Consider the following 22,532-nt stretch of genomic DNA (forward strand, 5'->3'; position numbering starts at 1 on the left):
CCTTGAATACCTTGAGGTCCAGTAGCACCAGTCACGCCCGTGTTACCCCTAGGTCCGGTAGCACCAGTCACGCCCGTGTTACCTCTAGGTCCGGTCGCACCAGTAGCACCTGTGTTACCTCTAGGTCCGGTAGGTCCAGTAGGTCCAGTAGGTCCTCTGCCGAACGAAGCTGAATTAACTAGAGTAGTTTGTAACTCTGCAATTAATTTAAGGAGTTCTTGGAGTGTACAAGGATCAATTCGGAATAACTTTGTAATGTAAAGTAAATAATTAATTAAAATTTGAAGTTCAACAAATACAGCACTTGCTACGAAGGTTGGATTTTTTAATATAGTTATTAAGTTTTTAATGATGGCTAATCCTTGTGCTTTCAGAGCGGAAGTAGTGTCTAGTGAACAGATGAATTTGCTTAGTAGGTGCAATGTATCTATTAGATTCTCAATGTTTTTGGGAGATGGATTGGCGAAAAGTTTAGGGATTATTTTTATTAAATCGTTAATGATTGCACGGAATGTTCTAATTTGCGCTTTAGTAATTGGAATCGTTGGGGTAGTTGGAATTCGTCCAGCGCTAGTTGGAAAGCATGGATTGGAGTATTTATTTTGATTGTCGTTAAAGCGAGACATTAAATCTCTCCTTTCTAATAAGAATGTGAACGAAACTCATCATAGTAGATGCAGAGAGTAGTTAAATGGTCATAGTGAAATGGATTCTTTCGAGAAAAAATAAAAAAAACGCCTTATTATAGGGCGTTTTTTTTATTTTCAGCATATTGATAATATCGCTTTAGTGAAATTTTTGATTTGAAGCCAACTAATTTTATGATTTCTGGCTCTGGGGTTTGTTTTTTTATTAGGCGTAAAATAAACGTGTTCCGGAAATGTTGTCCAGAAATGCCTTTACGTAAATTGGCTCTTGCTACTTCAAGTCGGATCATTTTTTGGATAGCGATTTCTGTTAGTGCTTTTGGTGCATCGTTTTCGTATACCCATCTGTATGTTCCGCGGTTAAAATCGAATGCAACAAACAACGGGTCATTACTATGGTATTTAGGACGAACTGGTTCTGGAATACTTTTATAATATGTGTACAGTTGTTTTTTGTCTTCGATTGCTAATGTGATTGTTCTTTCTACTCCTGCGGTTGCTGGAATAGAAAGTGTGTTAGTTTCAAAATGAACGTGATGCATAGTTAATGCTGTAAGCTCTTGTAAGGATAGTCCGTAGTCGATTAATATACTTAAAATGGCGATATTACGATCCATTAATAATGGACGAACGGGACGTTGTTTTTCTGAAAGTCCTTCTAATGAAGTGACTATATGCTTTAATCTTTTTTCTTCATCGGATGAAATGAAATCTTCATTACGCAATGCACGGTTTGGTTGAATAGTAATTTCCATATCATTCAATGGATTTGGAATGTTAAGAAAATGATGCATTCTATTTAATACAATAAATACACGATGCATTGTTTTCTCAGAGTAGTGTCGATTCTTTTTTAAGTCTGAAAAGTAATCTTCATAGTCTTTTGTACAAAGTGTTGCCCATATATTACTGGAAGGGAGCTTTTTGTTTTTTTCTAACCAATGTCCAAAATCTTCAATGTCATAAACATAACGTTTAATGGTTGAAGACTTTCGGCCTTTATTCAATAAAAAAATAGAAAAGGCTTGTATTGTATCATGGAATTCCGTTGTTTCCATAGTCCCACCACCTTGATTATTTCTTATATTATAGCAAACTTTTCTGAAAATAGGCATTTGCAAGAGGGACTGGAATAATAATATTTGGTGAGTGGATAAAATGAGGTGATTGTATGGAACAATCGATGCGTAAGAAAAATAACAATCAAATTAATATTGTATTAAACCATCGAAAGAAAATTTCGTTACCGGCATCAGAAAATAAAACGGTAATTTCAAGTGAAACCACTACTAAACATGAGATGTTGCAGAGAATTGAAGAAGAGATGGGAAAGCTTGTTGGGATGGATGAAATAAAAAAGATAATAAAAGAAATTTATGCTTGGATTTATGTAAATAAAAAAAGACAAGAGATGGGGTTGAAATCTGAGAAGCAAGTGCTTCACATGTTATTTAGGGGGAATCCCGGTACTGGGAAGACAACCGTTGCTAGAATGATAGGGAAATTGTTGTTTGAGATGAATATTTTATCGAAGGGGCATTTAGTTGAAGCAGAACGTGCTGATCTTGTGGGGGAGTATATCGGTCATACAGCGCAAAAGACGAGAGATTTAATAAAAAAGGCCATGGGAGGTATTTTGTTTATTGATGAGGCGTATTCTTTAGCGCGGGGGGGAGAGAAGGATTTTGGGAAGGAAGCTATTGATACACTTGTGAAGCATATGGAAGATAAGCAACACGGTTTTGTATTAATTTTAGCTGGATATTCAAGAGAGATGAATCATTTTCTTTCATTAAATCCAGGGTTACAATCTCGTTTTCCGTTTATTATTGAATTTGCGGATTACTCGGTAAATCAGCTGTTGGAAATTGGAAAGAGAATGTATGAGGAGCGCGAATATCAGTTATCTAAAGAAGCGGAGTGGAAATTTCGAGATCATTTACATGCGGTAAAGTATTCGTCGCAAATTACATCGTTTAGTAATGGGCGATACGTACGGAATATTGTTGAAAAATCGATTCGTACACAAGCTATGCGATTGTTACAAGAGGATACGTATGATAAATATGATTTAATTGGGATATCAAGTATGGATTTAATGCTTGAAGAGGAGACGCACAGTACGTAAACTGTGCGTCTGTTTTTATGCATAAGTTCGTTTACTCTTTTTTTGCTTTTTCTTGGTGAGTTTTATGAAGACGTTCCATTTTAGCGCTCTTTTCGTGCGCTGAATTTGGATCATGTCCAAATTGGTTTACTGAGCTTTTTTGAGCTCCTTTATTAACATGGTTTGTCATTTGCATTCACCTCGCTTTAAAAATTAGTATAAACATTATGTAAAGAAAAACTCGTTAGAAAAGAAAAACCTCTTTACGATATGTAAAGAGGTTAGATTGCTATTTATGCATTGAGCGCTCCTTTGTATCGATGCGTCTATGCGGTAAATGCCATTTGTAATGAATAGAAACCATGCGGAAGCAAACAATTAAAATGAATAAGGTGTATAGAGCCCAATCGCTAACGATGACTTTAGCGCCAATCAAAAAACCGGCTAAAATCGTCCAAAACGCATATACATCAGCTCGAAGGACGAGAGGTTTTCTACGTGCTAAAAGATCACGAATAATACCGCCACCAATGCCAGTTAAAACAGCAGCTACAATTGTAGCACTAATTGGTAAATTTAATTTTTGGGCGTATAGAGCTCCTTGTACGGCGAACGCTGATAAGCCGATGGCATCTGTGATGTTTTCCCACTTTTTCCAATGCTTAATTAATTTATTAGGAAAAAGAAAAATGATCGTCATTGATAATAGTGCGATTTGGAATAACATGTCTTGTTGCCAAAACGCGACGATTGGATAACCGATTAATAAATTACGAAGGGCACCTCCCCCAAATGCGGTTGCCATTCCTAAAATATATACCCCGAAAATATCATAATCCTCTTCCATTGCAACAATGGCTCCGCTTAGTGCGAAAGCGATTGTGCCTATGATGCTAAAAATCTCCCATGCCATGAATTTTCTCCCCCGCTAACTAGATGAAATGTGCTTCCTCTGCTATTATATTAGAAGGTTTAAATTTCGAAAAGGATGAGTGAACATATTTGATGGAAGAAAAAGAAAAAATCATATTAGTTGGCTGTCAATTGCCACAAGATGATGATGAAAAATTTATGCATTCCATGAAAGAGCTTGCATCGCTAGCGAAAACTGCGCGAGCGGAAGTGTTAGTATCAACGACGCAAAAGCGCCCGAAGTTTCATCCGGCGACTTATATAGGAAAAGGTAAACTAGAAGAGCTTGCAGCGTTGACGGAAGAATTAGAACCAGCTGTTATTGTTTTTAATAATGAGTTAACACCAAGTCAAATTCGGAATTTATCTTCAGTATTAGATGCGAGAGTGATTGACCGAACGCAGTTAATACTAGATATTTTTGCGCAACGTGCGAAATCGAGAGAGGGTAAGCTTCAAGTAGAATTAGCTCAATTGCAATATACAATGCCGCGCCTTATGGGACAAGGTCTTGCTTTATCACGTCTTGGTGGTGGAATTGGTACAAGGGGACCAGGAGAGACGAAGCTTGAGACAGATCGTCGTCATATTCGATCTCGTATTGATGAAATAAAGAGACAACTTGCGGTTGTTGTGGAGCATCGAAAAAGATATCGTGAGAGAAGAAAAGATAATAAAGTGTTTCAAGTTGCGTTAATTGGGTATACAAATGCAGGGAAATCTACGTTGTTTAATAGATTAACGGAAGCTGATACGTTTGAAGAAAACTTATTGTTTGCAACGCTAGATCCGACGACAAGAAAGATGCCGTTACCTTCTGGTTATACAGTGCTTTTGACTGATACGGTTGGTTTTATACAAGATTTACCTACGTCACTAATTGCTGCTTTTCGATCTACGTTAGAAGAAGCTGGGGAAGCGGATGTTATTTTACATGTTGTTGATTCAGCAGATCCTAATTATGTAGGGCATGAGCAGACAGTAAAACAATTATTGTCGGACCTTGAAATTAATCATATTCCTATTATTACGTTATATAATAAAAAAGATAAATTGCATCAAAACTTCATTCCATTTCCGAAAAGTGATTTCTTAATGACTAGTGCTTTTGAAGAAAGTGATTTACTGCGTATAAAAGAAGCGATAGAAACGAAGATGAAGGAAGAAATGGATGATTATAAAGTGGAAATTCCTCCGAGTGAAGGTAGGTTGTTAACACTTTTAAAGACGGAAACGTTATTAACTAAAATGGATTTTCTAGAAGATAAATTTGTATATGATTGTACAGGGTATATATTTGCTCATTCATCGCTTAAGGGGCAATTAAAGAGATTTTTAGTGGAAGAAGGAGAAAATAATGTTTGATCGTTTGAAAAATGGAGAAAAAATTGCTCCAATCGTAAAAGAAGTAGAAAGTCAAATTACAGAAGTACATAAACATGTGGATGAAGTGATTGAGAGTAACCAATTTCGTGTATTAGAAAGTTTTCGTAAACATAAAATTAGCGATTCGCATTTTATTCCGACGACAGGTTATGGGTATGATGATATTGGTCGTGACACGTTAGAAAAAGTGTATGCTGATGTATTTGGGGCAGAAGCGGGTCTTGTTCGTCCGCAAATTATTTCAGGTACTCACGCAATTTCGACAGCTCTATTCGGTATTTTACGTCCAGGAGATGAACTACTATACATAACAGGAAAACCATATGATACGTTAGAAGAAATCGTTGGTGTACGCGGAAAAGGTGTAGGCTCATTTAAAGAATATAATATTGGTTATAACGCAGTTCCGTTAACTGAAGAGGGATTTGTGGACTTTGAATATGTTGCAGCTGCGATCCATAGTAATACGAAGATGATTGGTATTCAGCGTTCAAAAGGATATGCTACTCGTCCGTCGTTTACTGTTTCACAAATTAAAGAGATGATTGCGTTTGTGAAAGAGATTAAACCTGATGTTGTTGTATTTGTAGATAACTGCTATGGCGAATTTATTGAAGAAGAAGAGCCATGTCATGTTGGTGCGGACTTAATGGCAGGCTCTCTTATTAAGAATCCTGGCGGTGGAATTGTTAAAACTGGTGGTTACATTGTTGGTAAAGAGCAGTATGTTGAAGCGTGTGCATATCGTCTAACATCTCCAGGGATTGGTGCGGAAGCAGGGGCATCTTTATACAGTTTGCAAGAAATGTATCAAGGCTTCTTCTTAGCGCCGCATGTAGCGGGACAAGCGCTAAAAGGTGCGATTTTTACAGCTGCATTTTTAGAAAAGTTAGGGATGAATACATCACCAGCTTGGAATGCACCAAGAACGGATTTAATTCAGTCTGTTCAATTTGATGATAAAGATCGTATGATTGCGTTCTGTCAAGCGATTCAATATGCATCTCCAATTAATTCTCATTTCACTCCATATGCAAACTATATGCCGGGTTATGAAGATGATGTAATTATGGCTGCGGGGACGTTTATTCAAGGTGCAAGTATTGAGCTGTCGGCTGATGGTCCGATTCGTCCGCCTTATGTTGCTTACGTGCAAGGTGGGTTAACTTATTCGCATGTAAAGATTGCGATTTGTTCTGCGATTGATGCGTTAATTGAAAAAAAACTATTAACAATTTCTTAAAGGAAAGCTGTCGATTTCGGCAGCTTTTTTCGTGTGAAAGTAATGATTTGTGCCATTAGAAAAAAAATGAAAAAATTTACAAAAAAATCATGTAAGAAAAGCTAACATCTATTGACACTAAACATAACATGGTATAAAATGAGAAACAGTTAAGGCGAAGGAGGAACTGAAACAATGAAAGAAGATAGACGTTCTGCTCCGCTGTTTCCAATTGGTATTGTAATGGATTTAACACAATTATCTGCACGTCAAATTCGCTACTATGAAGAGCATAATCTTATTTTTCCAACCCGTACAAAAGGGAATCGTAGATTATTTTCATTTAACGATGTAGATAAATTGTTGGAAATTAAAGATTTGTTAGATCAAGGCTTAAATATGGCCGGAATTAAACAAGTATTGCAAATGAAAGAAAATCAAACAGAAGCAGTGAAAGTAAAAGAAGAAACGAAAGAAATTTCAAAATCCGAGCTTCGCAAAATTCTTCGAGATGAACTACAACATACAGGTAGATTTAATCGGACCTCATTGCGACAAGGTGACATTTCAAGGTTTTTTCACTAAAGATAACTGATTCTGAAGGTGTTTAGAGGGACTAAGGAGGAATTTATAATGGCTAGGTACACAAAAGAAGATATTTTCCGTTTGGCGAAAGAAGAGAATGTAAAGTATATCCGTCTGCAATTTACGGACCTTTTAGGGGTAATTAAAAACGTAGAAATTCCAGTGAGCCAATTAACAAAAGCTCTTGATAACAAAATGATGTTTGATGGATCTTCTATTGAAGGTTTCGTACGTATTGAAGAATCTGATATGTATTTATATCCGGATTTAGATACTTGGGTAATTTTCCCTTGGACAGCTGAAAAAGGTAAAGTAGCTCGTTTAATCTGTGATATTTACAATGCTGATGGTACTCCATTTGATGGCGACCCACGTAACAACTTAAAGCGTGTGTTAAAAGAAATGGAAGCATTAGGATTCTCAGATTTCAATCTTGGACCAGAGCCAGAATTCTTCCTATTTAAAGTTGATGAAAAAGGAAATCCAACATTAGAATTAAACGATAACGGTGGATACTTCGACCTTGCGCCGATGGATCTAGGGGAAAACTGTCGTCGTGATATCGTTCTTGAACTTGAAGAAATGGGCTTTGAAATTGAAGCATCTCACCATGAGGTTGCGCCAGGTCAACATGAAATTGACTTTAAATATGCAAATGCAATTCGCTCATGTGATGACATTCAAACATTCAAGCTTGTTGTAAGAACGATTGCTCGTAAACATGGTTTACACGCAACATTTATGCCGAAACCATTATACGGTGTGAACGGTTCAGGTATGCACTGTAACTTATCATTATTTAAAAATGGTGAGAACGTATTCTTCGATCAAAACGGTGATTTACAATTAAGTGATGATGCTCGTCACTTCATCGCAGGTATTTTAAAACATGCGCCAGCATTTACAGCGGTAGCAAACCCAACTGTAAACTCTTACAAGCGTTTAGTACCTGGATATGAAGCTCCATGTTACGTAGCATGGTCTGCACAAAACCGTAGTCCATTAGTGCGTATCCCTGCATCTCGTGGTATTAGTACACGCGTAGAAGTACGTAGTGTTGACCCAGCTGCGAACCCGTATTTAGTAATGGCTACATTATTAGCAGCAGGTCTTGATGGAATTAAAAATAAATTAACTCCACCAGCTGCGGTAGACCGTAACATCTACGTAATGACAAAAGAAGAGCGTGAAGAAGCAGGTATCGTTGACTTACCAGCAACATTAGCGCAAGCGTTAGTTACTTTACAATCTAATGAAATCGTATGTGGTGCATTAGGTGATCATTTACTTGAGCACTTCATTGAAGCAAAAGAAATTGAGTGGGATATCTTTAGAACTCAAGTTCACCAATGGGAACGCGATCAATATATGTCTCTATACTAAGAGAGAAAAAAGCCCTAATACTACGGTATTAGGGCTTTTTCGTCATTTATCTACAGTGAAAAAAACACGAATATTGTCGCATTTTTTTTAGTGTCATCAGGAAGTAATTTATTGAAAATAATTTGTGTTGACTCGTTCTGTATAAAGAACTAAAATGGCATTAACTAGAAATGTTTGTATATTAAAAAGAATAAAAATATTGTTTTTTTCTTAAGTTTTCGATGCTAATTTCAAGTTGAAGCTCATTGGTTTTAAATGAGGAGGGAAGTTATGGATAAGGAAATAAATTTGAAAAATCTATTTACTATTATACGGAAAAGGATTTGGATCATTCTATTATTTACAACTCTCACAACAGTAGCAGGAGCGATGTATACTATATATGTAAAAACACCATTATATGCCTCTTCAGCAAGAGTTATTGTTCAAGCTAATGCTGAAACGATGAATACATTGAAAGCGATGGTAAATGAGCCTGTAATATTAGAAAAAGTGGCTGCTGAATTGAATATTAACAGATCTGCAGGTGCATTAAGTGGACAAATAAGTACAGAAAGTGTGCAAGGGTCCCAGATTATGAGAATAAATGTAGTGGATATAGATCCTGTGCTTGCTCATAAAATTGCAAATACTACAGCCGCTGTTTATAAGAAAGAAGTAGCGAATATACTGAATTTTAATAATGTGAGTATATTACCAGAAGACCCAGTTCAAAAACATTCTATGCCTATAAATATAAATCACCTTAAGACGATACTAATTGCATTCTCTATAGGTATGGTGCTCAGTATTGGATTCATTTTTTTATTGGATTCACTTGATGAGAGAATCAAATCGGAACGGCGAATTGAACAATTGTTAGATGTCCCTGTTTTGGGCGGAATATCTAAAATGAATAGAAAAAATGTGAAAGACAAATTCAGTAAAAAAAATACGGTATTATTGGGGGAGGGAACGGAGTGGCTTACAAAAATAGACGAAAAACAAATAAAGTTAAAGGAGAAAGTATAATTGTACATACCGCTCCAAGATCGAAAATTTCGGAGCAGTATCGTTCGCTTCGAACAAACCTTCAATTATCGTCATCTATTCATAAAAGCAGAACTATAGTTATTACTTCTCCGAGGTATGGTGAAGGAAAATCAACGATTACAGTTAATTTAGCAGTCTCAATAGCACAAAAAGGTGAAAAAGTATTGGTAATAGATGCAAATTTACGAACACCAACGATTCATGAAATGTTTGGAGTAGAAAATACAATTGGATTAATTGATATATTGAACGGAAAAACAACTTTAGAGGGCGCCGTGAAAAAAACAGAGATGGAAAGTCTGGATGTATTAACTAGCGGACCGGTACCATTCAATCCATCCGAAGTACTTAGTTCGAGTGCAATGGATATGTTAGTTCAAAAGGCAATGGAACGATATGATATTATATTATTTGATTCTTCTCCTGTACTAGAAGTAACAGATACAAGTGTATTGGCCGATAAGTGTGAAGGTGTATTATTGGTGATACGTTATAATCGTACTGTGAATGAAGATGCGCTTGAAACGAAAAGGGCGTTAAGTTTTACGAAAAGTAGGATATTAGGTGCGATTTTGAATGGAAAAGTATAAATAACATAAATGGACTTTTAAAAAAATTTAATATCCTAATATTAAGGTGTTCTTTATAAAGAATTTTTTAAAGAGCTACGATGTGGTGATGTCTCCTTACCGCTATCAACGGAGGCACTCGATTATGCTGTGGGTTGTGAAAACAACCTTAGATGCGAGTCATCAAGAGTGTAATGTGAGGCTGGGTTAGATGCCCATGTTTTATTAAAGTTTCTAACTATGTGCTTTTAATAAAGAGAATATAGTTAGAAACTTTAAATTTGAAAGAGTTAAGTATGGAATTGATTAAAGGAGGAAGTTACATGACGTATCGGCGGAGGATATCGTTATTGCTTTTAATGGATTCAATGATTGTGTTAAGTGCTATTTTCTTTAGTTATTTCTTTGTAAATGCTAGCTTTAGTGTTATCACTTTATCATCAATTATTAGCTCTATCACTCTATTAGTCAGTCATCATTTATTTGCTTTAATATATAAGTTGTATAATAAAGCTTGGGAATATGCAAGTATAGGAGAATTACTCATTATATGCAAAGTTGTTACATTTTCTATAATTGCTACAGCAGTTGTGCAGCAACTAATCATGCAAAAAATGTATTTTCGGCTGTTAGTTGTAACTTGGATGATTCATATTTTATTAATTGGTGGTTCACGTTTTATATGGAGAATGTACAGAGATATTTATTATGTAAAAAAGGGTGATAAAAAAAGAACGTTAATTGTTGGTGCGGGATCTGCTGGGACAATGGTTGCAAGGCAGTTGTTAAAGAATAGTGCTGCCGAATTAATGCCAGTCGCATTTATTGATGATAATGTAAAAAAACATAACCTTGATATTTGGGGTATTCCAGTAATTGGTGGTAAGAATCAAATTGAGTATGTTGTTAAAAAACTGAATATTGAAATAATAATTTTGGCAATTCCTTCCTTAAACAAAAGAGAGCAAAATGTTATTTTGAAAAGATGTTTAAAAACAGAAGTGAAAACTCAAATTCTTCCGATGTTAGAAGACTTAGTAACGGGTAAAGTATCGGTGAACGAATTCAGAGATGTTCAAGTAGAAGATTTATTAGGGCGCGATCTTGTAGAGCTTGATGTGGATGTTATTTCAGATTATATAACTAACAAAGTTATTTTAGTTACTGGTGCAGGAGGTTCAATTGGTTCGGAAATTTGTAGACAAATTGCAAAATTCAGGCCGAAAAGGTTGATTTTACTAGGGCATGGGGAGAACAGTATTTATTCTATAGAAATGGAATTAAACAGAAAATATGGAGATATGAAAGGCACGTTTATTCCTGAAATCGCAGATATACAAGATGAAAAAAAGATGAATTTAATAATGAATAAACATCTTCCAAATGTTGTATATCATGCAGCTGCACATAAACATGTACCACTAATGGAGAATAATCCTGAAGAGGCTGTTAAAAATAATTTGATTGGAACTATGAATGTATCAGAGGCAGCGAGAGCACATGGAGTAGGAACGTTTGTTATGATTTCCTCTGATAAAGCTGTGAACCCGACGAGTGTTATGGGAGCAACAAAGAAATTAGCTGAGATGGTAATTCAACATAAAGATAAAATAAGTCATACAAAGTTTGTTACTGTACGCTTTGGGAATGTCTTAGGAAGTAGAGGGAGTGTTATACCTTTATTTAAGAAGCAAATTCAAAATGGTGGACCAGTTACAGTTACTCATCCTGATATGGTTCGGTATTTTATGACAATCCCGGAAGCATCAAGACTCGTAGTGCAAGCTGGTGCTTTAGCTAAAGGTGGAGAGATTTTTGTATTGGACATGGGAGAACCAGTGAAAATAGTCGACCTTGCCAAAAATCTTATTCGATTATCAGGAAATTCTGTGGATGAAATAGGAATAGAATTTACTGGTATACGCCCAGGGGAGAAACTTTTTGAAGAATTACTAAAAGAAGATGAAATGAATGAAAAGCAAATTCATCCGAGGATTTACGTAGGACAAGAAATGAATGTTCGTATAGAAGAAATTGAAGAGTTTATTTCAAGTTATACAGATTTAAACGAAGTAGAATTAAGAAAACGATTGTTAAAGTTAGTAAATCAGCGTAAAACTTTAAAACTGTTAATACCTGTATCGGGTTAATAGAAAAAATTTATATAAGACGGGTGCGTGGGATGGTGTCTAAAAAAGTTCTGTTTTGTGCAACTGTAGATTATCATTTTAAGGCTTTTCATTTACCGTATTTGAAATGGTTTTCAGAACAAGGATGGGAAGTACATGTTGCAGCGAATGGGAATATACATCTTCCGTACGTAACTCGAAAATATAATATTCCTATTCAAAGGTCACCTCTTAGTATACAAAACCTCCACGCATATAAAAAACTAAAATCAATTATTGATCAAAATAAATATCATATCATTCATTGTCATACGCCTATGGGAGGAGTAATTGCTCGTTTAGCTGCTCAGAAAGCCAGGCGGCAAGGAACGAAAGTCGTATATACAGCACATGGATTTCACTTTTGTAAAGGATCACCGTATATGAATTGGTTGCTTTATTATCCGATTGAAAGAATTCTAGCTTCTCATACGGATTGTCTAATAACAATTAACCAAGAAGATTATGATTTAGCAGTTAAACATCGCTTTCCAGTGAAAGATATTAAGCTAGTTCACGGTGTAGGAATAGATGTACAACGGTTTACTCTTGTAACTGAAATTGAGAAACGAGAATTAAAGCTACAATATGGCTATAAATCACAAGATTTTTTAATGTTTTATGCTGCTGAATTTAATAAGAATAAAAATCAAAGCTTTTTAATCCGTGTATTAGCACAATTGAAAAATGAAATGCCACATGCGAAGCTTTTGCTTGCTGGAGAAGGTCCGTTAATAGAAGAGTGTAAAAAAATAGCGACTCAACTAGGAGTGACTAACATGGTTCATTTTCTCGGTTACAGAAATGATATAGCTTCCTTACTACAGATGTCTGATCTTGCAGTTGCATCTAGTTACAGGGAAGGTTTGCCAGTTAATATTATGGAAGCCATGGCTTGTGGACTTCCGGTTATCGCTACGGACAATCGGGGACATAGGGAGCTAATTATTAGTAATAAAAATGGTTGGATTATAGATCGTGATGATATAAAGACAATGTCTGAAAGAATAAATTTTATTTCTAAAAATACTAAATTACAAGCTCAGTTTGGGCAGTGTGGACGTACTATTATTACGAGTAAATATTCAGTTAATGAAGTATTGAAAGAGAAACAAGAAATTTATACAACATATATGGATGAAATGGAGGATTTAAATTGGGCACTCCATTAAGAGTATTACATGTAGTCGTAAATATGAATAGAGGCGGCGCCGAAACACTAATTATGAATTTATATCGCAATATAGATCGTTCCAAAGTTCAATTTGATTTTTTAACATGTAAAGAAGGAGTGTTTGATGATGAGGTAGTAAAGTTGGGCGGAGAAATTCATAGAATTCCATATATCACAAACGTTGGTCATAGAGGATATATAAAAGCACTGGATAATTTTTTCACCTCTCATCAAGAATATAGAATTGTACATTCACACATGGATAAAATGAGCGGATTTGTACTTCGTTCTGCTAAGAAGGCGGGAATACCGGTTAGGATTTCACATAGCCATAGTACAAGTAGTGAAGGCGGAACTATGGCGAAGATATATAAATGGTATGCAGGAGCATTTATTGTGCCATGTGCAACACATTTTTTAGCATGCTCAATTACAGCGGCAAAATGGTTGTTTGCTGATAGGTTAAGTACAACTGAAATTTTAAAGAATGGAATTGAATGTGATAAGTTTGCATTTTCTTCAGAAATTAGAGAACAAGTAAGAAAAGAACTGAAACTTCATGAGGATGCTTTTGTAATTGGGCATGTCGGAAGATTTGCGTATCCTAAAAATCATACTTTTCTAATAGATATTTTTGTACGATTAATAGAAACTCGACCGAAATCTATTCTTTTGTTAGTGGGAGATGGTCCTCTTCGATCAGAGATTGAGAAGAAAGTAGAAAAACTGAATATAAAAGGTCGAGTCAAATTCTTGGGGATACGAGATGATATCAATCGCTTGTTGCAGGCATTTGATATGTTTATTTTTCCGTCTATTTATGAAGGGTTACCCGTTACCCTTATTGAAGCGCAAGGGGCGGGTTTACCATGTATTATATCAGACACTATTACGCAAGATGTAGATCTGGGTTTGAATTTAGTTGAACAGTGCTCTTTGTTAGATGTAAGAGAGTGGACAGGGAAATTACAAAGTATAGCGGATAGAAAGATATCGAGGAGCATTGCACAATTTACGTTAGCTGAAAAAGGATACGATATAAAAAATATTACTGGATTCACTCAAAAATTTTATGTAGCAGTATCGAGGTGAGAAATTTGAAAAAACTAACGGTTTTTACCCCTACATATAATAGAGCGTATTGTCTTCAGGGGTGTTATGAAAGCTTGAAGCAGCAAACATGTAAAGATTTTATATGGCTTATTATAGATGATGGATCTGATGATAATACAAAAGAGTTAGTGCATTCTTGGGTTTCTGAAGATTACATAGACATACGGTATTATTGGCAACCAAATCAAGGGATGCATGGTGCTCATAATACGGCTTATGAAATGATTGATACAGAACTCAATGTATGTATTGATTCAGATGATTCAATGCCCAGTGATGCCGTAGAGAAAATCATTAATTTTTGGAATGAAAATGGAAATGAACAGGTAAGTGGGATAATTGCTCTTGATTTATATAAAGATGAGAAGGTAATTGGTTCAAAGTTACCATTACATCTTAACCGTTCTACACTTTTTAATCTCTACAATAAACATGGTGTAACTGGAGATAAGAAATTAGTATATCGTACAGAACTAACAAAGAAGTATCCATATCCGATTTTTAAAAATGAGAAGTATGTAGGTTTGGCATATAAATATTATATGTTGGATCAGAAATATGAGATGTTACTGATGAATGAAGCTCTTTGCTATGTTGAATATATGCCTGATGGTTCTTCGATGAATATGTTAAATCAGTATCGTCAGAATCCAAAAGGTTTTGCTTTTTATCGTAAGGAACTTATGAAGCTACCATTTACAAATAGGTTATTTAAATATAGGCAAGCTGTACATTATGTATCAAGTAGCTTTATAGCAAAAAATATAAGATTTATAAAAGAGTCACCATACAAAGTGCTTACACTTTGCGCACTGCCATTTGGAGTTATTCTTTATAGTTATATAACAGTAAAAACAAGAGTCAAAGCAAATATATAGAAATCTATTTGGTAGTTAAATGAGAGGGAATAATAATGACTATACTTTGGATGAATCTTTTTAGCGTATTCATACTCGCATTTTTTGCAAGGTATTTTGCTATGCCTGTAACTACGGGAATTGTGATGTTAAAGCCGAATCGATTATTGATTTTAATGGCGACTACCTCTCTTGTATTAGTATCTGGTTTTAGAAATAATATTGGTGATACGTATTTTTATATGCATGCTTTTAAAGTTACTGATTTCAATTGGGGGTATATTCAAAATAGTAAGGATGTTGGATTTAGTATTTTACAAATGATATTAAAAGTATATACGGATGATCCCCAAGTTCTAATTTTTATAACAGCGTTAATAACAAATATATTAATAGTAGCAGTTTTATATAAATATTCAAGAATGATTGAGTTAAGTTTATATGTATATATAGCATCGGGTATGTACTTAGTTTCAATGAATGGAGTGAGGCAGTATTTAACAGCAGCAATTATTTTTACCGCCACAAAATATATTTTAGATGGGAATTGGAAAAAATATTTTTTAATAGTCCTGTTTGCATCTACTTTTCATCAAAGTGCTCTTGTATTAATTCCTATTTATTTTGTAGTCCGAAGGAAAGCTTGGTCGACAATAACATTTATACTACTCTTTCTTGCGGTGCTTATTGTGATAGGATTTAATCAATTTGCAGAAGCTTTCTTTGCGACTATAGGAGATACTCAATATGGACATTATAAGGATTTTCAAGAAGGGGGAGCTAATATTCTTCGAGTTGCTGTGGAAGCAACCCCGCTCATCCTTGCTTTTATTGGGAGGCATAAACTAAGAGAGCTCTTTCCGAAGAGTGATTATATCGTAAATATGGCATTATTAGGTCTAGTTTTTATGATTATTTCAACTCAAAATTGGATTTTTGCTAGATTCTCCATATATTTTGGATTATACCAATTGATATTGATATCGTGGGTTATAAAGGTATTTATTGAAAAGGACCAAAAGTTAATTTATTATGCAGTAATATTATGTTACTTTATTTATTTTGTATATGAACATGTTATTACTTTAGGGATAGTTTATAAGAGTAATTTTTGGGGGTAAAATGTATATTTGAAAATCATTCTTAGATGGGAGTAATTTTCAATGTGTAAACTAGAACGACCTAAAAGGGTGTTGCATATCGTTAGTGCGATGGACCGAGGTGGTGCAGAGGCGTTGCTAATGAATGTATATAGGAATGTAGATAGAGAAAAGGTACAATTTGATTTTGTTTCCCATAAAAGTGAAGAATGTGATTATGATAAGGAAATAATTGCATTGGGTGGGAAAATATATCGAATATCTAGCTTAGGACAGGCAGGCCCTCTTTCGTACATTAAAGAGCTTGTTAAGGTAATGTCTAGTAATCAATATGTGGCAGCACATGCACATACTGATTACCAAGGGGGATTTGTTGCTGTTGCTGCTAAAATAGCGGGTATAAAAATAAGGATTTGTCATTCACATAGTAATAATTGGCCGATGGGATCGGGGGTAAAAGGGAAAGTTTTATTGAGTTTTTTACGAACAATTATTACTTATGCGGGAACAAATTATTGTGCGTGCAGTGTAGAATCTGCACGTTTTTTATTTCAAAAAAACATTGATAATTCAAAGGTAAAGATAATGAAAAACGCAATAGATATTAACCAATTTGTTAATGCAAATATACAGGATGATAATGCAGTAAGGAATGAATTCAATATACCAGTTGAACAGAAAGTTATTGGTCATATTGGGCGTTTTTCTGAATCTAAAAATCATATATTTATATTGAAAGTTTTCAATGAGGTATTAAAATATGATCCTAATTTTATGCTTGTTTTAGTAGGAGATGGACCGTTAAAGAACTCTATTGAGCTAGAATCTAAAAGACTAGGTATCTATGAAAAAGTTAGATTTTTAGGAGTAAGAAAAGACATTCCAAGAATTATAAGGATGTTTGATGTTTTTCTTTTTCCGTCACTTTTTGAGGGATTTGGAATTGTTGCATTAGAAGCACAGTGTGCAGGTGTTCCGTGTGTAGTGGCAAATACAATAACTAAAAATGTTGATATGGGATTAGGGATAATATCATTTGTTAGCTTAGATGAAAATCTTAAAATATGGTCTGCAGAAATTCAAAGGGTTTTGGAAAAAGAAAAATTAAATACAGAAATAATAGCTGATACGATCTCGAAGCTCGGTTTTGATATAAAGAGTAATATTCCAGAGTGGTTATTATTGTATGGATTAGAGTATAGGGAATCATAGTTAAATGTAATTACTTTCATAAGAATAAAACTAGTAAAATAAATCGGATGAGGGAGTAAGACATGAAAAAGAAAAAAATTCTCATTACATCATTTGATATGGCAATTGGAGGAGTAGAAAGAAGTTTAATTGGTTTATTGAATACAATCGACTATAGCAAATATGATGTAGATTTAATGTTATTTAAACATGAGGGAGAGTTTCTTTTTTTATTACCTAAACTGCCTAATTTGTTAAAGGAAGTAAAACAATATACTACTTTTAGAAAATCAATTAAACAAATATTGCAAGAAGGGCAAATTACAATTGGGATGGCAAGGACTTTAGGGAAAATTTTGGGAGATGTGCATGGGAGATATGTGAAAAGTGCAGAGGTGGGATATTTCGTTATTCAGTATGGATGGAGAATAACTTTACCATTTATACCGAAACTGGAAGAGGAGTATGATGTAGCAATTAGTTTTTTATGGCCCCATTATTTTGTTGGAGATAAAGTTCGAGCGAAACGAAAGATTGGTTGGATTCATACAGATTATTCAAATATAAACCTTAATGCAAGCATGGAGTATAAAATGTGGAGCAAAATGGATAACATCGTAGCAGTTTCAGAAGGATGTCGAGATTCATTTCTTAGTATTTTACCAAATGTAAATAAGGATGTTGAAATTATAGAAAATATATTATCTCCGGAGTTCGTACGTGAGCAAGCACACAGGGAAGATATTATGAAAGAACTACAGATGAAACCAGGAAAAATAAAGCTTGTTACTGTAGGGCGGTTATCATATGCAAAAGGAATAGACGTTGCTATGCATGCCTTAAGAAAGTTATTAGATGAGGGATATGATATGGAATGGTATGTAGTTGGGTATGGAGCGCTAGAAGCTGAACTTAGAAAGTTATTAGTGGAACTTAACCTGGGAAAACATTTTTTTTTATTGGGTAAAAAGACAAATCCCTATCCATATATAAAAGCATGTGATATATATGTGCAGCCATCAAGGTATGAGGGGAAAGCTGTAACAGTTCGTGAAGCACAAATTATCGGAAAGCCAGTACTTATTACTAATTTTTCAACTGCTAAAAGTCAGGTACAGGATGGAATTGATGGATTAATAACTGAGATGGGAATAAACGGGATAGTTAATGGAATAAAGAAACTTATTGAAGATAAAGAATTAAGGGAAGCACTGGTAGAACATACTCTTAAAGGTGAATATGGAAATTGTAATGAAATCAATAAATTATACGCATTATTTTCGTAAAGGGAGAATAAGTAAATGATTTTTAATATTTTGAGCGCAATAAAAACACTTTAGGGTAGTGATAGTGATGAAGAAAAAAATTGTATTCGTTATAGATTCGCTACAAAGTGGAGGAGCTGAAAAAAGTTTGGTTTCTTTACTTTCTTTATTTGATTATACGAAATATGAAGTTGATTTGTTAATGTTCTCTGCCAGTGGATTGTATTTACCATTACTTCCAAAACAGGTAAAGGTTTTAGAAGTACCGACGATTATTAAAAGACAGGCTGAGAAATATAATTATTTAATCAAACATAAATACTTTAAAGAGTTATTTCTTAGAGTTGGGGCTTCTATATCTCTTAGAAATCCATACATAAATAAAAAATTACATGCAGCTCAAGTAGTTTGGAGATGGGTGTCTAAAGGGATGGATAGTTTAAAGGGGACATATGATGTTGCCATAGCTTATAGTCAAGGAATGCCGACATATTTTGTGGCGAATAAGGTTTACGCAAGTAAAAAAATTGCCTGGGTGAATACAGATTATAGGTTAGCTGCATATAATAAAGATTTTGACTTGAACTATTATGAGGAATTTAATGAAATAGTAGCTGTTTCCGATTGTTGTAAGGAAGTATTGATTCAAGAAATTCCCAAAATAGAGTCGAAAATTCAGGTTGTCTATGATATTATATCGCCGACGTTAATTAAATCGATGGCAAATGAGAGTAAAGGATTTAGTGATCAGTTTGAGGGATTACGAATATTAACGATTGGTAGGTTAGTCTATGAAAAAGGATATGAATTGGCCATAGAAGCTTGTTATAAATTAAAGCAAAAAGGCTATAGATTTAAGTGGTATGTAATCGGCGAAGGAAATCTTCAAAGTGAACTCGAGGATAGGATAAGTAAATATAATTTACACGATACTTTCATATTATTAGGTACATACAAGAATCCCTATCCCTTTATAAAACACAGTGATATATATGTACAACCCTCTAGGTATGAAGGATTCGGCTTGGCAATAGCAGAGGCTAGAATATTTCAAAAACCTATAGTAGTAACCGATTTTGTTACAGTTCATAATCAAATCAAACATAGAGAGAATGGTTTAATAGTGAAGATGGATTCGGAAGCAATATATGAAGGAGTGAAAGAAATTATAGAAAACGATTTGCTAAAAAAACGGTTATTTGAAAATTTAAGGAAAGAAAAGGTTGGAACGGAAGAGGAAATTGAGAAGATATATGCTTCTTTCAATTAAAGGATTTTATAAATAGAAAGAATGGGGGAACTATGAAAAAGAAAATACTTTTTATGATTATAAATATGAATATAGGTGGTACGGAGAAGGCCTTATTAAATATGGTAGCAGAAATCCCAAAAGAAAAATATGAAGTGACAATTTTAATGTTAGAGAAAAAAGGAGATTTTTTGAATTTTATTCCAAAGGAGGTTCATATTGAGTACGTAAAGGGTTACAAGGAAATGCAATATATATTGAATAAACCAACACGATTAGTTATAGCAGATTTTATAAAACAAAGAAAAATTGTAAAAGCGCTGCAACTGGCAGTGTTGTACATAATCTCTAAGATTATGAAAGAACGGAGTGTTATTTTTAAATATTATTTACAGAATTATGAAGGTACTTATAAAAATTATGATATTGCTATCGCTTATGCTGGACCAATGGATTTTATTAGTTACTTTGTGGCAAATAAAGTAGAGGCTAGACGAAAGATTCAATGGATCCATTTCGATATTGAAAAGATATATTTTAATAAGCATTTTGTTAACAAAGTATATAAAAAATTTCAACATGTTTTTGTAGTTTCAGATTTAGGAAAGATGAAACTTACTCAAACTGTTCCAGAATTGATAAATAAAACAGAAACTTTTTTAAATATTATTTCACCTGAAATGATATGTAAAATGGCAAATGAAGGAATTGGGTTTACGGATGATTTTGAGGGCGTAAGAATCCTTACTGTTGGTAGATTGAGTATAGAAAAGGGGCAGGATTTGACAATATCTGTGTTAGCTAAGCTTAAAGAAGCTGGCTTCAATGTTAGATGGTATTGTATAGGAGATGGAAAGGAAAGAGGAATGTATGAAAAGCTTGTGGAAAATTACGATGTCCAGGGTGATTATATATTTTTAGGAGCAGTTTCGAATCCCTATCCATTTATGAAACAATGTGATTTATATGTTCAACCGTCTCGATATGAGGGATACTGCATAACACTTGCAGAAGCTAGATGTTTTAATAACCCAATTATTAGTACAGATTTTACAGGAGCAAGTGAACAGATAATCCATAACCACAATGGATTAATAGTTCAATTTGATGAGCAGCAAATGTATGATTCTATTGTACAGATATTAAGTGATAAATTGCTGGATGAACGGTTGAGAAAAAATATAGAAAAAGAAGTGGTAGATACGAGAGAAGAGTTAAAAAAGTTATATAGAATAGCCAATTCTAATAGGTAACTTATTTTAGAAGGTATTATTATCGCATTACAGAAATATGGGCGGTTCGCTATTATAAATTATGTTTTTTGTGAAAACATCTTCGAGGGTGTTTTTTTATTTTGATATAAAACTTTTAGGTGGTAGAAGGAGATAGTTATGAAGAGAGTGCTATTTATGGTAAGTAGTATGAATATAGGTGGTGTAGAAAAATCACTTCTTTCTTTGTTATCTGTAATACCAAAAGAAAAGTATGATGTCACAGTATTGATGCTGGAGAAGCGAGGGGGATTTTTAAAACAATTACCAAGTTGGGTAAAGATAGAAGAAGTTACTTGGTTTGAAAATATAAAGCCTAAAATTATGCAACCACCAAAGAAAACGATTAAAGAGTATTTTGAAAATGCAAAGTATATAAAGGGTTTAAATTTTTTACTCACTTATGTGGTATCAAAAAATTTAAAGGATAGATATATTTTCTATAAAGAGATTTTTAAAGATATTCCACATAATAAGAATAATTATGATATTGCAATAGCATATCAAGGTCCTACTGACATAATTGATTATTATATAGTTAATAGAGTGACTTCAGAAAAGAAAATTTCTTGGATCCATTTTGATGTTTTTCAACATCAAGTTAATACAAAATTATATGAAAAATTATATAATCAGCTGGATAATATATATGTAGTTTCTAAAGAAGCACAAAAACATTTAATAGAGAAGTTTCCTAAAGTAAAAAGTAAGACAAGTGTCTTTTTAAATATTGTACTTCCAGATTTAATAAATGAAATGGCGAAAGAAAAAGTAGAATTTGATAATGAATATAAAGGTATGAAGATAGTAACAGTAGGTAGACTTTCAAAAGAAAAAGGTCAAGACCTTGCAATTAAAGTTTTATCAATGCTACGTAAGGAGGGATACGAAGTACGATGGTACTGTATCGGAGAAGGAGAGAATAGAGAGTATTATGAGACATTAATATGTAAGTATAATTTGAAACAGGATTTTCTATTATTAGGATCAGCAATAAATCCGTATCCATATGTAAATCAATCAGATATATATGTTCAAACTTCTAGGCATGAAGGGTATTGCCTCACGTTAGCTGAGGCGAAATGTTTAAAAAAACCTATCGTAACGACTAATTTTACAGGGGCATATGAGCAAATAAAAGATGGATATAATGGTTTTGTTGCTGAATGTAATGAGGAAAGCCTATATTACAAGATTAAATATCTTTTGGATCAACCAAGAGTGCGTGAAGAGGTAACGACTAATTTGTTAAAAGAGGAATTTAACAACTTAGAAAAGGTAAATCGTTTTCTAAGTTAATT

Annotated in this window: 21 protein-coding genes (1 of these 21 running past the window's edge); 17 read left to right on the forward strand and 4 right to left on the reverse strand. The window is 34.0% G+C overall.

Going from position 1 to position 22,532, the window contains the following annotated elements:
- Together DET63_RS12630 and DET63_RS12635 are read right to left on the reverse strand one after the other, a co-directional pair.
- Window positions 1-626, reverse strand: partial view of a Gly-Xaa-Xaa repeat protein gene (locus DET63_RS12630; RefSeq protein WP_113936895.1) — the 5' portion only. 3,625 nt of this gene lie to the left of the window's left edge; the window shows 626 of its 4,251 coding nt (coding positions 1-626); the start codon lies at window positions 624-626; its stop codon lies beyond the left edge, outside the window.
- A gap of 116 nt (window positions 627-742) precedes the next feature.
- On the reverse strand, window positions 743-1,705 hold the full coding sequence (locus tag DET63_RS12635; protein WP_002128613.1) for a tyrosine-type recombinase/integrase: 963 nt from the start codon (window positions 1,703-1,705) through the stop codon (window positions 743-745).
- Between the two features lie 113 nt (window positions 1,706-1,818).
- On the opposite strand from DET63_RS12635, the gene spoVK reads away from it, so the two are divergent.
- Entirely contained in the window at window positions 1,819-2,775 is a 957-nt protein-coding gene (gene spoVK / locus DET63_RS12640) for a stage V sporulation protein K (protein ID WP_002014481.1), read from the forward strand.
- A 31-nt stretch (window positions 2,776-2,806) separates the two neighbouring features.
- Here the strand turns inward: spoVK and DET63_RS30225 are convergent, their stop codons facing one another.
- Together DET63_RS30225 and DET63_RS12645 are read right to left on the reverse strand one after the other, a co-directional pair.
- Entirely contained in the window at window positions 2,807-2,944 is a 138-nt protein-coding gene (locus DET63_RS30225) for a hypothetical protein (RefSeq protein ID WP_002087943.1), read from the reverse strand.
- Between the two features lie 99 nt (window positions 2,945-3,043).
- A complete protein-coding gene (locus DET63_RS12645) occupies window positions 3,044-3,667 on the reverse strand; it encodes a trimeric intracellular cation channel family protein (RefSeq protein WP_002014478.1) in 624 nt (207 codons plus the stop codon).
- Window positions 3,668-3,759: 92 nt separating this feature from the next.
- Between DET63_RS12645 and hflX the strand changes: the two genes are divergently transcribed.
- From hflX to DET63_RS12725, 16 genes are all read left to right on the forward strand, one after another.
- Window positions 3,760-5,031, forward strand: coding sequence for a GTPase HflX (gene hflX / locus DET63_RS12650; RefSeq protein WP_113936896.1), 1,272 nt, complete (start codon window positions 3,760-3,762; stop codon window positions 5,029-5,031).
- Complete coding sequence (locus DET63_RS12655) at window positions 5,024-6,295, forward strand: methionine gamma-lyase family protein (protein WP_113936897.1); 1,272 nt, start codon at window positions 5,024-5,026, stop codon at window positions 6,293-6,295. Before hflX ends, DET63_RS12655 begins: the two co-directional genes overlap by 8 nt.
- Window positions 6,296-6,469: 174 nt before the next feature.
- The gene (glnR, locus tag DET63_RS12660) at window positions 6,470-6,859 is read left to right on the forward strand and encodes a transcriptional repressor GlnR (protein WP_002014475.1); all 390 of its coding nucleotides are present in this window, start codon (window positions 6,470-6,472) and stop codon (window positions 6,857-6,859) included.
- A gap of 48 nt (window positions 6,860-6,907) precedes the next feature.
- On the forward strand, window positions 6,908-8,242 hold the full coding sequence (gene glnA / locus DET63_RS12665; RefSeq protein WP_002014472.1) for a type I glutamate--ammonia ligase: 1,335 nt from the start codon (window positions 6,908-6,910) through the stop codon (window positions 8,240-8,242).
- A gap of 270 nt (window positions 8,243-8,512) precedes the next feature.
- On the forward strand, window positions 8,513-9,253 hold the full coding sequence (locus tag DET63_RS12670) for a YveK family protein (protein ID WP_002167787.1): 741 nt from the start codon (window positions 8,513-8,515) through the stop codon (window positions 9,251-9,253).
- Window positions 9,202-9,864, forward strand: a complete 663-nt coding sequence (locus DET63_RS12675; protein WP_113936898.1) for a CpsD/CapB family tyrosine-protein kinase — start codon at window positions 9,202-9,204, stop codon at window positions 9,862-9,864. The genes DET63_RS12670 and DET63_RS12675 overlap by 52 nt, the downstream gene beginning before the upstream one ends.
- 302 nt (window positions 9,865-10,166) lie before the next feature.
- A complete protein-coding gene (locus tag DET63_RS12680; RefSeq protein WP_002165237.1) occupies window positions 10,167-11,993 on the forward strand; it encodes a polysaccharide biosynthesis protein in 1,827 nt (608 codons plus the stop codon).
- A gap of 32 nt (window positions 11,994-12,025) precedes the next feature.
- On the forward strand, window positions 12,026-13,183 hold the full coding sequence (locus DET63_RS12685) for a glycosyltransferase family 4 protein (RefSeq protein ID WP_113936899.1): 1,158 nt from the start codon (window positions 12,026-12,028) through the stop codon (window positions 13,181-13,183).
- On the forward strand, window positions 13,168-14,277 hold the full coding sequence (locus tag DET63_RS12690; protein WP_113936900.1) for a glycosyltransferase family 1 protein: 1,110 nt from the start codon (window positions 13,168-13,170) through the stop codon (window positions 14,275-14,277). Before DET63_RS12685 ends, DET63_RS12690 begins: the two co-directional genes overlap by 16 nt.
- Window positions 14,278-14,282: 5 nt before the next feature.
- Entirely contained in the window at window positions 14,283-15,176 is an 894-nt protein-coding gene (locus tag DET63_RS12695; RefSeq protein WP_113936901.1) for a glycosyltransferase family 2 protein, read from the forward strand.
- 35 nt (window positions 15,177-15,211) lie between these two features.
- Window positions 15,212-16,276: an EpsG family protein gene (locus DET63_RS12700; protein ID WP_113936902.1), complete on the forward strand. Its 1,065-nt coding sequence runs from the start codon at window positions 15,212-15,214 to the stop codon at window positions 16,274-16,276.
- A 42-nt stretch (window positions 16,277-16,318) separates the two neighbouring features.
- Entirely contained in the window at window positions 16,319-17,467 is a 1,149-nt protein-coding gene (locus tag DET63_RS12705) for a glycosyltransferase family 1 protein (RefSeq protein WP_113936903.1), read from the forward strand.
- 62 nt (window positions 17,468-17,529) lie between these two features.
- Complete coding sequence (locus tag DET63_RS12710) at window positions 17,530-18,732, forward strand: glycosyltransferase (RefSeq protein ID WP_113936904.1); 1,203 nt, start codon at window positions 17,530-17,532, stop codon at window positions 18,730-18,732.
- A gap of 67 nt (window positions 18,733-18,799) precedes the next feature.
- Entirely contained in the window at window positions 18,800-19,981 is a 1,182-nt protein-coding gene (locus DET63_RS12715) for a glycosyltransferase (RefSeq protein ID WP_113936905.1), read from the forward strand.
- 32 nt (window positions 19,982-20,013) lie between these two features.
- Window positions 20,014-21,213: a glycosyltransferase gene (locus tag DET63_RS12720; RefSeq protein WP_113936906.1), complete on the forward strand. Its 1,200-nt coding sequence runs from the start codon at window positions 20,014-20,016 to the stop codon at window positions 21,211-21,213.
- A 138-nt stretch (window positions 21,214-21,351) separates the two neighbouring features.
- Window positions 21,352-22,530, forward strand: a complete 1,179-nt coding sequence (locus tag DET63_RS12725) for a glycosyltransferase (protein WP_113936907.1) — start codon at window positions 21,352-21,354, stop codon at window positions 22,528-22,530.
- The last annotated feature ends 2 nt before the right edge of the window (window positions 22,531-22,532 follow it).

This window comes from Bacillus sp. DB-2 (assembly GCF_003315125.1).
Taxonomy (GTDB): domain Bacteria; phylum Bacillota; class Bacilli; order Bacillales; family Bacillaceae_G; genus Bacillus_A; species Bacillus_A mycoides.

What these genes read in the sequence shown, in the direction of transcription:
- DET63_RS12635 (WP_002128613.1), bottom strand. Translation starts at nt 1,705, where the DNA reads ATGGAAACAACGGAATTCCATGATACAATACAAGCCTTTTCTATTTTT.
- spoVK (WP_002014481.1), top strand. Translation starts at nt 1,819, where the DNA reads ATGGAACAATCGATGCGTAAGAAAAATAACAATCAAATTAATATTGTA.
- DET63_RS30225 (WP_002087943.1), bottom strand. Translation starts at nt 2,944, where the DNA reads ATGACAAACCATGTTAATAAAGGAGCTCAAAAAAGCTCAGTAAACCAA.
- DET63_RS12645 (WP_002014478.1), bottom strand. Translation starts at nt 3,667, where the DNA reads ATGGCATGGGAGATTTTTAGCATCATAGGCACAATCGCTTTCGCACTA.
- hflX (WP_113936896.1), top strand. Translation starts at nt 3,760, where the DNA reads ATGGAAGAAAAAGAAAAAATCATATTAGTTGGCTGTCAATTGCCACAA.
- DET63_RS12655 (WP_113936897.1), top strand. Translation starts at nt 5,024, where the DNA reads ATGTTTGATCGTTTGAAAAATGGAGAAAAAATTGCTCCAATCGTAAAA.
- glnR (WP_002014475.1), top strand. Translation starts at nt 6,470, where the DNA reads ATGAAAGAAGATAGACGTTCTGCTCCGCTGTTTCCAATTGGTATTGTA.
- glnA (WP_002014472.1), top strand. Translation starts at nt 6,908, where the DNA reads ATGGCTAGGTACACAAAAGAAGATATTTTCCGTTTGGCGAAAGAAGAG.
- DET63_RS12670 (WP_002167787.1), top strand. Translation starts at nt 8,513, where the DNA reads ATGGATAAGGAAATAAATTTGAAAAATCTATTTACTATTATACGGAAA.
- DET63_RS12680 (WP_002165237.1), top strand. Translation starts at nt 10,167, where the DNA reads ATGACGTATCGGCGGAGGATATCGTTATTGCTTTTAATGGATTCAATG.
- DET63_RS12685 (WP_113936899.1), top strand. Translation starts at nt 12,026, where the DNA reads ATGGTGTCTAAAAAAGTTCTGTTTTGTGCAACTGTAGATTATCATTTT.
- DET63_RS12700 (WP_113936902.1), top strand. Translation starts at nt 15,212, where the DNA reads ATGACTATACTTTGGATGAATCTTTTTAGCGTATTCATACTCGCATTT.
- DET63_RS12705 (WP_113936903.1), top strand. Translation starts at nt 16,319, where the DNA reads ATGTGTAAACTAGAACGACCTAAAAGGGTGTTGCATATCGTTAGTGCG.
- DET63_RS12710 (WP_113936904.1), top strand. Translation starts at nt 17,530, where the DNA reads ATGAAAAAGAAAAAAATTCTCATTACATCATTTGATATGGCAATTGGA.
- DET63_RS12715 (WP_113936905.1), top strand. Translation starts at nt 18,800, where the DNA reads ATGAAGAAAAAAATTGTATTCGTTATAGATTCGCTACAAAGTGGAGGA.
- DET63_RS12720 (WP_113936906.1), top strand. Translation starts at nt 20,014, where the DNA reads ATGAAAAAGAAAATACTTTTTATGATTATAAATATGAATATAGGTGGT.
- DET63_RS12725 (WP_113936907.1), top strand. Translation starts at nt 21,352, where the DNA reads ATGAAGAGAGTGCTATTTATGGTAAGTAGTATGAATATAGGTGGTGTA.